Raw genomic sequence first — 7,890 nt, forward strand, 5'->3', positions numbered from 1 at the left:
GAGGCCGGCGGCGAGCAGGGCGGCGCAAAGCAGGGTACGCATGACGCATCTCCGTGGTGGGCAGCGATCGGTCCAACGCCCGGGGACGTCTACCGGGGTTGAACCCGCGTTCGCGCCCCCGGCGAACGCCTGCCGTGCTGCCGCCCCTGGCGCTCTTCCCGGTGCCCCACCGGGCCCGGACGGGCGACAGTTCCCGTAAACTCGTCGGTCCCTTGGCAGCCCCTGCATCCGCGTGAGCCACGAAAAGCGCCGCATCCTGACCGGCATCACGACCAGCGGCACGCCGCATCTCGGCAACTACGTCGGCGCGATCCGCCCGGCGATCGCCGCGAGCCGCCGCGCCGACGCGGAATCGTTCTATTTCCTCGCCGACTACCACGCGCTGATCAAGACCGGCGACCCCGCGCGCGTGCAGCAGTCGACGCTGGAGATCGCCGCGAGCTGGCTCGCCTGCGGGCTCGATCCGGACACCGTGCACTTCTACCGGCAGTCCGACATCCCGGAGATTCCCGAACTCACCTGGTTCCTCACCTGCGTGACCGCGAAGGGCCTGCTCAACCGCGCGCACGCGTACAAGGCCGCGGTCGACCAGAACAACGCGGCGGGCGAGGACGCCGACGCGGGCATCACCGCGGGCCTGTACATGTACCCGGTGCTCATGGCCGCGGACATCCTCGTCTTCAATGCGCACGAAGTGCCGGTCGGGCGCGACCAGATCCAGCACATCGAGATGGCGCGCGACATCGGCCAGCGCTTCAACCATCTCTACGGCGGCGACTGGTTCACGTTGCCCGAGGCGCGCATCGAGGGGAACGTCGCGACCCTGCCCGGCACCGACGGGCGCAAGATGTCGAAGAGCTACGACAACACGATCCCGCTGTGGCTGCCGGCGAAGGACCTGCGCAAGGCGATCCTCGGCATCGTCACCGACTCGCGTGCGCCCGGCGAGGCGAAGGATCCGGACACGTCGAACATCTTCGCGATCTACCAGGCGTTCGCGAGCGCCGACGAAACCGCAGCGATGCGCCGCGCGTTCGCCGACGGCATCGCCTGGGGCGAGGCGAAGCAGGCGCTGTTCGAGCGGATCGACGCCGAACTCGCGCCGATGCGCGAACGTTACGAGGCGCTCGTCGCCGAGCCCGAGCGCATCGAGAGACTGCTGCTCGACGGCGCGCGCCGCGTGCGCGAGATCGGCTCGCCGTTCCTGCGTCGCCTGCGCGACGCAGTCGGCATCCGCCCGCTCGACGAGCTGCACGCGAAGGGAGGCCGCGAGTCACGCGATCGAGCGTCGGCGCGCGGCCCCTCGCCACAGATCAAGAGCTATCGAGAGGCCGATGGCAAGTTCCATTTCAAGCTCGACGCCGGTGACGGCAGCGTACTGCTGCAAAGCCGCGCTTTTGATTCCCCGAAGGACGCGGGCCGGCTCGCGGCTGCGCTCGTCGACGCGGGCGACGACGCGCACGCGATCGCCGCCTTGCTGCCGCAATGCGTGACCACGGACGCGCCAGCATTGCCGACCGGGGCGATCGTCGCAGCGCTCGCGCAGCTCAAGGCAGACAAGCTCGTGAAGGCAGCCAGAAAGGCCTGACGTGGCGAGTGCCGCCGGGGTGCGGCGGAAGCCGCGGTGCCTGGTGACTTCCGCCGCGCCCACAAATCTCCGCGCGCTCGATTCTGTACGGCGCCCTTACGACGTATCCCGATCGACGGGCTATCCGACGAACGGTCGTGCACATCACGTCGAACTAACACGCAGGGGCGTATGGTCATCCGGCACTGCGATGCAATGTCGCAACGGCACTCAGTCGCCCCGTACGACCACGCACACGCTCCGTACTGAGCATCGAACTCCCGTACATCGCGGGAGCCGCGGCCACGGCCGCTCGAGATTCCGCCATCGGCGCGAATCCACAGCTATAGGCAAAAGCCCCATGAACGCTCCCAACCAAGTCAATGCTGCAGTCACTCCTGGCATGTCTTCCAGTCGCAACCTGCTCGAAACCGCCGCGGCCAACGGTACATTCAAGACCTTCGGCAAGGCCGTCGAGCGAGCCGGCATGACCGAGACATTGCGCGGTACCGGCCCCTACACCGTGTTCGCGCCGACCGACGCCGCGTTCGCAAAGCTGCCGACGGGCAAACTCGACACGCTGTTCAAACCCGAGAACAAGGACGAGCTCGTTGCGCTGATCAACTATCACGTCGTCAACGGCCGCCGAAGCGCCGCCGACGTACGCAAATGGGATGCGGCCAAGACCCTCAATGGCCAGGCGGCCCCGATCAAGGTGTCGGGCGACCACATCACCATCGACGGTGCGGAAATCGTCAGTGCCGACATCGACTCCAGCAACGGCGTCCTGCACGCCATCGACAAGGTCAACATGCCGGCACCGACCCGGCATTGACCCGCAGTAGCGACTGAACGCGACGGCGGAGAGCGTTCTCCGCCGTCTCGCGTTCGGGAGCGCGCGGCGTGGAGGCGGAGCGAGCGCACGAGGGCTGCTGGCGCTGACGTTGCAGCGTATCCTTCGTATTCGCCGTCCAGCCACTTTAGACCCCACCCGTGCCGCTCCCGTCACTGCGTCTCGTCCTGCTCGTCCTCATCGTGCTCTACCTCGCCAGCGTGCTCTACGTGCACTGGCGCGGCCGCGAGCGGCTCCCGTTCCGGCGCCAACTCGTCGACCATTCGGGCTTCTTCGCGCCGTACAACGTGCTCATGTACGCGTTCTCGGCCACGCCCGCGCGGCCGTACCTCGATCGCGGCGCGTTCGCGCACCTGGACGCGCTCCGCGACGGCTGGCAGGGCATCCGCGAGGAGGCGCTGCACCTGTTCGACGAGGGCTACATCCGCTCGGCCGAGAAGCACAACGACGCGAGCTTCTCGTCGTTCTTCAAGGAAGGCTGGAAGCGCTTCTACCTCAAGTGGTACGGCGAGCCGCTGCCGTCCGCGCACGCGCTGTGCCCGAACACGGTCGCCTTGCTGGAGACGATCCCGCAGGTGAAGGCGGCGATGTTCGCGCTGCTGCCGCCCGGCGCGAAGCTCAACCCGCACCGCGATCCGTTCGCGGGCTCGCTGCGCTACCACCTCGGCCTGGTCACGCCGAACTCGGACGCGTGCCGCATCTTCGTCGACGGCGAGGAGTACTCGTGGCGCGACGGCGAGGACGTCGTGTTCGACGAAACCTACGTGCACTGGGCCGAGAACCGCACCGACCAGACGCGCGTGATCCTGTTCTGCGACGTCGAGCGGCCGCTGCATACGCCGTTCATGCGCGCCGTGAACCGCGTCGTCGGACGCGTGCTCGGCCAGGCGACCGCGACGCAGAACGTCGGCGGCGAGCGCGTCGGCGCGATCAACCGCCTCTACGGCCTCGCGCACGAGGCCGGCGTGCTGCGCAAGCGCTTCAAGCGCGCATCCCCGCGCGCGTACAAGCTCACCCGCGTCGCGCTCGTGCTCGCACTCCTTGCGTGGCTCTTGCTGCCGTGGGTGCGCGGGATTTGAGCCCAAGCAGCGGCTGAAAGCTTGAAACACGAAGGACACGAAGGACACGAAGGAGAACAGCAAAGGTTTTCCTTCCGGCGCGTGCGGGGTTTCGCGGACCCATGCGCCTTTCGTTGCTGGCTTTCGGTGCCAGCGTCGACTCCGGAGCATTCCGGGCACGAAAGATCCGGATGGTCTCTCCTTCGTGTCCTTCGTGTCGAAGGCTTTTGCTCTTGCTTTCGCCGGACCTACGCCGCGGCGGCGAATTCGTGCGCCACATCCGCGGCGAGCGCGTCGAAGTACTCGCGCGTGAGGCGCTGCTGTTCGGCGGCGCTCTCGGCGCGGTTGGCGACCGCGCGGAATGCAGCGTTCTCGGGGCGGTCCTTCGCGTACCAGCCGAGGTGCTTGCGCGCGATGCGCACGCCCTGCACCTCGCCGTAGAACGCGTAGAGGTCGTCGAGGTGGCCGAGCAGGATGTCGCGCACTTCGCGCGGCGACGGTGGCGTCGGCACATCGCCGGTCGCGAGGTAATGTGCGATCTCGCGGAAGATCCACGGCCGTCCCTGCGCGGCGCGGCCGATCATGACTGCGTCGGCGCGCGTCGCGTCGAGCACGTGGCGCGCCTTCTGCGGCGAATCGATGTCGCCGTTGGCGAACACCGGAATGCCGATCGCGGCCTTGATCTCCGCGATCGTCTCGTACTCGGCCTCGCCTTCGTAGAGGTCCGCACGTGTGCGGCCGTGCACGGCGAGCGCGGCGATCCCGGCGTCCTCGGCGATCCTCGCGATCGCGAGGCCGTTGCGGTTGTCGCGATTCCAGCCGGTGCGGATCTTCAGCGTCACGGGCACGTCGACCGCGTTCACGACCGCGGCGACGATGCGCGCGACGAGCAGCTCGTCCTGCAGCAGCGCCGAGCCGGACCAGACGTTGCAGACCTTCTTCGCCGGGCAACCCATGTTGATGTCGACGAGCTGCGCGCCGTGGTCGACGTTGTAGCGCGCCGCGTCGGCGAGCATCGCCGGGTCGTAGCCGGCGATCTGCACGCTGACCGGGTCGGGCTCGCCGACGTGGTCCATGCGCTGGCGCGACTTGCGCGTCGTCCACAGGCGCGGGTCGGCCGTCGTCATCTCCGACACGGCGAGGCCCGCGCCGAGCCGCTTGCACAGCTGGCGGAACGGCTTGTCGGTGACGCCGGCCATCGGCGCGAGCACGACGGGCGGGTCGATCGTGTGGGGACCGATGCGCATGGGGCGCGATTCTAGCCGGGACGCGCCGGTCGCGCTGCGGCGGTCGCGTGCCACCGTGCCGAACGCCGCGTGCGCGTGCCGCGCTTCGCGCGCACACTCGCATCCCGACGACGGGGGACGTATATGGTCGAAGGAAGCTGCCACTGCGGCGCGGTCCGCTGGCGATTCGACGGCGAGCCCGACGGCGCGACCGCGTGCAATTGCACGGTGTGCCGTCGCTACGGCGTGCTCTGGGCATACGACTACGAGGATGAAGCCATCCACGTGAGCGGCCCTACCCGCGCCTACGTGCGCGGCAAGGCGCTCGCGTTCCGCTTCTGCCCGCACTGCGACTGCGTCGCGTACTGGCTTGCGCGACGCGTGCAGGACGACGGCCGGCGGCGCATCGCGGTCAACCTGCGCCTTGCCGAACCCGATGCGGTCGCGCACATCCCGATCGACCACTTCGACGGACTCGACACGTTCGACGACCTCCCGCGCGACGGTCGTTGCGTCGTCGACTACTGGTTCTAGTCCAAAGTCGACTTCGCCCGTGCAGCAAAAGAGGGCGGCGCCGCGGCCGCCCTCGTCACATTGCTTCGTGCGCGATCGCGCCGCGCACGGCGCGCGTCAGTGCTTCACCTGCTTGCGCAGCTTCGCCGCGACCGCCTTCTCGACGTGGCGGCCGAACGCGTGGCGCGCCGGCGTGCTCGTCGGGTCGATGCTGACGTCGTCGATGAAGATGTTGCCGTCGAACGCGCCGCCGCCGGGATAGTCGTACTGGAACTGGAGCACGTGCTGCGCGCCGTCGGCGTAGCTGCCGATATCGATCGACCGTTGCACGTAGCTCGTGTCCGCGGCGATCGCCGACAGATCGGTCGTCTCGACCGGGGTGCCGTCGACCGACACGGTCAGGGTACCGGCGACGTCGGGAACGGCGACCGCGTAGCGCCAGTAGTTGAGGTACTGCGGCCCGCTCGCGGGCATCGTCACGGTCTGCGTGATCGTCTGCGTTTCCTGGTCGCCACCGCCCCAGCCGCCGAACCATACGCTGTAGATGCCGTCGTGGGTCGGCACGCCGCCCGACGCGAAGTTGCTGCCACCGCCCGCGTTCGGGTTGCCGTCGACGCCGTCCCAGTACGGGTTCGGGCCGAAGTCGCTGGTCGTCTCCTCGAAGCTGCCGTCCTGCACGACCGGCGGCGGCGGCGGCGGGTCGAAGCCGTCGGCGAACAGCTTGTCGATCGGCTCGTTCGCGCCGTCGACGACGAAGGTGACGATGCTGCTCGATCCATAGGTCCAGCCCGCGATCTTCGACGCGTCGCCGGATACGGCGGTCAGGCCGCCTTGCAGCGGCAGGGTGAGGTCGCCCGGGATCGCGATGCCGCGGTCGGCGAGGTAGTCGGTGAGGATCTGCGAGCCACCGGCTTCGGTCCAGATCAGCAGCGCGCGCGGCGGGTTGTCGAAGAAGCCGCTCGCGCCGACGATCATCGAGCCGTCGTCGCTGACGCCGAACGCGAACGGCATGCCCGGGATCGCGGTGATCTCGCCCGTCTGCACGTTCATGCGCCAGCCGCTGCCGACGGCCCACTGGCCGTTGCCACTGATGCCGTCGGTTTCGCCGAGGTCGTTGCCGTCGCCGTCGCGCACGTAGGTCGCGACGCGGTCGACCCAGACGACGCCGCGGCGGAAGCCGGTGACCGGATCGTCGCTCCAGCCGCCGACGACATGGCCGTCCGCGCTGACCACGTTGCCGCGCGAGGCACTCGTCGTGTTGTCGACGGGCAGGTCGACGACGCCATCGACGGGCGAGTAGTAGTAGGCCTTGGCGACACTGAAGTCGTCGGTCCAGGCGAGGCCGACCGCGGTGCCGTCGTCGGCGAGGTCGTAGACGTCGACGTTGTCGATGCCCGCCGGCAGCGGCAGCGGCGTCGACGTCGTCGCGCCGATCGGCGATACCGCGGGCAGGTCGTGGCCGCCATTGGCGGACCCGCCGTCGTCCGAGCGCGCGCCCGAGACGGTGCCGAGGTTGTTGATGCCGTTCACGTAGACCATGTCCTGCACGAGGTCCTCGCTGCCGGTCGACGCGGTCCAGCGCAGGCCGCCGGCGCCGAATACGGAGCCGACGAGGTACTCGCCGTTCTGCGAGAACTTCGTCGCCTGCGCGTTCGGCGTCGTGAGTTCGATCAGGCTCGCGGCCTCGGCGCTGCCGCCGGTCGAGACGAGGACCGCGGCGAGCGCTGCGGCGAGTACCCTCGCTATGGGGGAAATACGCATGCTGGCTCCTGGACGTATGGATGGCCGGGCGGGGTGCCCGCGCCCCGGGGCACGAACGCGTGCTCCGGAACGCCGACGCTAGTCCGATGCCGCCCGCGCGGTGCTCCCGCGCCATTCGCGGCGCATTCGCGCACGCTTCGCGAAGCGTTTTTCCCGTTGCCGGGTCGCGGCCTGGCGCGACCGGGCGCCGTCCGGACATGCCGCGGCATCCGCGCGACGGGCAGGGACGCCGCCCGACGATCCCGTGGCGCCCCGAGTCGCATCGCGCGAGGGGCAGGCGACCCGGCCGACCGGGTTCATACTGTGCGGCGCGCGAGCCCGCCGGCGCGCCGGTCGTAGGGCAATGGCGGATCGCGGCGCAGGATGGCGTAACACCGCCCGTATCCGCGGTGCCGACGCGCGGGACGTCCACTCACGCAGGAGCGAAGCCCATGACGATGCATTCACGCGAAACGGGAACGATGGACCGCGTTCGGCGCGGATGGCTGTGGGCGCTCGCGTGCGCGTGCATCGCGCTCGTGCCGCGCGCGCACGCACAGGAACTCATGCTCGCCGCGAGCATGGACGACCTCGTCGACCAGTCCGAATGGATCGCGATCGCGGAACTGGCGAGCGCGACGCCCCGCATGAACGCGCGCGGCAACCTCATCGTCACCGACTACGCGTTCCGTCTCGAGCAGCGCCTGCTCGGCGCGCCGCCCGCGCTCGACTTCGTGCTGAGCCAGGGTGGCGGCACGCTCGGCGGCATCACCGACCGCATCAGCGACGCTGCCGACCTCAGCGTCGGCCATCGCTACCTGCTGTTCGTGCGGCCGGACCACCATGAAATCTTCCCGCCGTTCGTCGGCGGTGCACAGGGCGTCTGGGACCTCGGCGCCGACGGCACGGCGACATCGCTCGGGCTCGCGCACG

At 69.3% G+C, this 7,890-nt stretch carries 7 protein-coding genes; 5 read left to right on the plus strand and 2 right to left on the minus strand.

Annotation, left to right across the window (positions count from 1 at the left end; translation table 11 throughout):
- Positions 1-232: 232 nt before the first annotated feature.
- The 3 genes from VI238_RS12375 to VI238_RS12385 all read left to right on the plus strand — a co-directional run bounded on the left by VI238_RS12375 (position 233) and on the right by VI238_RS12385 (position 3,499).
- A complete protein-coding gene (locus tag VI238_RS12375) occupies positions 233-1,588 on the plus strand; it encodes a tryptophan--tRNA ligase (RefSeq protein ID WP_331651787.1) in 1,356 nt (451 codons plus the stop codon).
- Between the two features lie 340 nt (positions 1,589-1,928).
- Positions 1,929-2,402 carry a fasciclin domain-containing protein gene (locus VI238_RS12380; protein WP_331651789.1) on the plus strand — a complete coding sequence of 158 codons (474 nt, stop codon included), beginning with the start codon at positions 1,929-1,931 and terminating at the stop codon, positions 2,400-2,402.
- 158 nt (positions 2,403-2,560) lie between these two features.
- Positions 2,561-3,499 (plus strand): aspartyl/asparaginyl beta-hydroxylase domain-containing protein, encoded by a 939-nt coding sequence (locus tag VI238_RS12385; RefSeq protein ID WP_331651790.1) that lies wholly within the window; start codon positions 2,561-2,563, stop codon positions 3,497-3,499.
- A gap of 227 nt (positions 3,500-3,726) precedes the next feature.
- On the opposite strand, the gene dusB is transcribed toward VI238_RS12385, so the two are convergent.
- Positions 3,727-4,725: a tRNA dihydrouridine synthase DusB gene (gene dusB / locus VI238_RS12390; RefSeq protein ID WP_331651792.1), complete on the minus strand. Its 999-nt coding sequence runs from the start codon at positions 4,723-4,725 to the stop codon at positions 3,727-3,729.
- 123 nt (positions 4,726-4,848) lie between these two features.
- Here dusB and VI238_RS12395 point away from each other — a divergent pair, with 123 nt between their 5' ends.
- On the plus strand, positions 4,849-5,238 hold the full coding sequence (locus VI238_RS12395; protein ID WP_331651794.1) for a GFA family protein: 390 nt from the start codon (positions 4,849-4,851) through the stop codon (positions 5,236-5,238).
- 96 nt (positions 5,239-5,334) lie between these two features.
- Here VI238_RS12395 and VI238_RS12400 read toward each other — a convergent pair whose 3' ends face one another.
- Positions 5,335-6,978, minus strand: a complete 1,644-nt coding sequence (locus VI238_RS12400; RefSeq protein ID WP_331651796.1) for a hypothetical protein — start codon at positions 6,976-6,978, stop codon at positions 5,335-5,337.
- A 431-nt stretch (positions 6,979-7,409) separates the two neighbouring features.
- Between VI238_RS12400 and VI238_RS12405 the strand changes: the two genes are divergently transcribed.
- A partial coding sequence (locus VI238_RS12405) for a hypothetical protein (protein WP_331651798.1) occupies positions 7,410-7,890 on the plus strand: 481 nt, incomplete at its 3' end.

Origin of the sequence: Dokdonella sp. (assembly GCF_036518555.1) — a bacterium.
Classification (GTDB): Bacteria; Pseudomonadota; Gammaproteobacteria; order Xanthomonadales; family Rhodanobacteraceae; genus Dokdonella_A.

Coding starts and splice junctions, on each gene's coding strand:
- VI238_RS12380 (WP_331651789.1), top strand. CDS start 1,929: ATGAACGCTCCCAACCAAGTCAATGCTGCAGTCACTCCTGGCATGTCT.
- dusB (WP_331651792.1), bottom strand. CDS start 4,725: ATGCGCATCGGTCCCCACACGATCGACCCGCCCGTCGTGCTCGCGCCG.
- VI238_RS12395 (WP_331651794.1), top strand. CDS start 4,849: ATGGTCGAAGGAAGCTGCCACTGCGGCGCGGTCCGCTGGCGATTCGAC.
- VI238_RS12400 (WP_331651796.1), bottom strand. CDS start 6,978: ATGCGTATTTCCCCCATAGCGAGGGTACTCGCCGCAGCGCTCGCCGCG.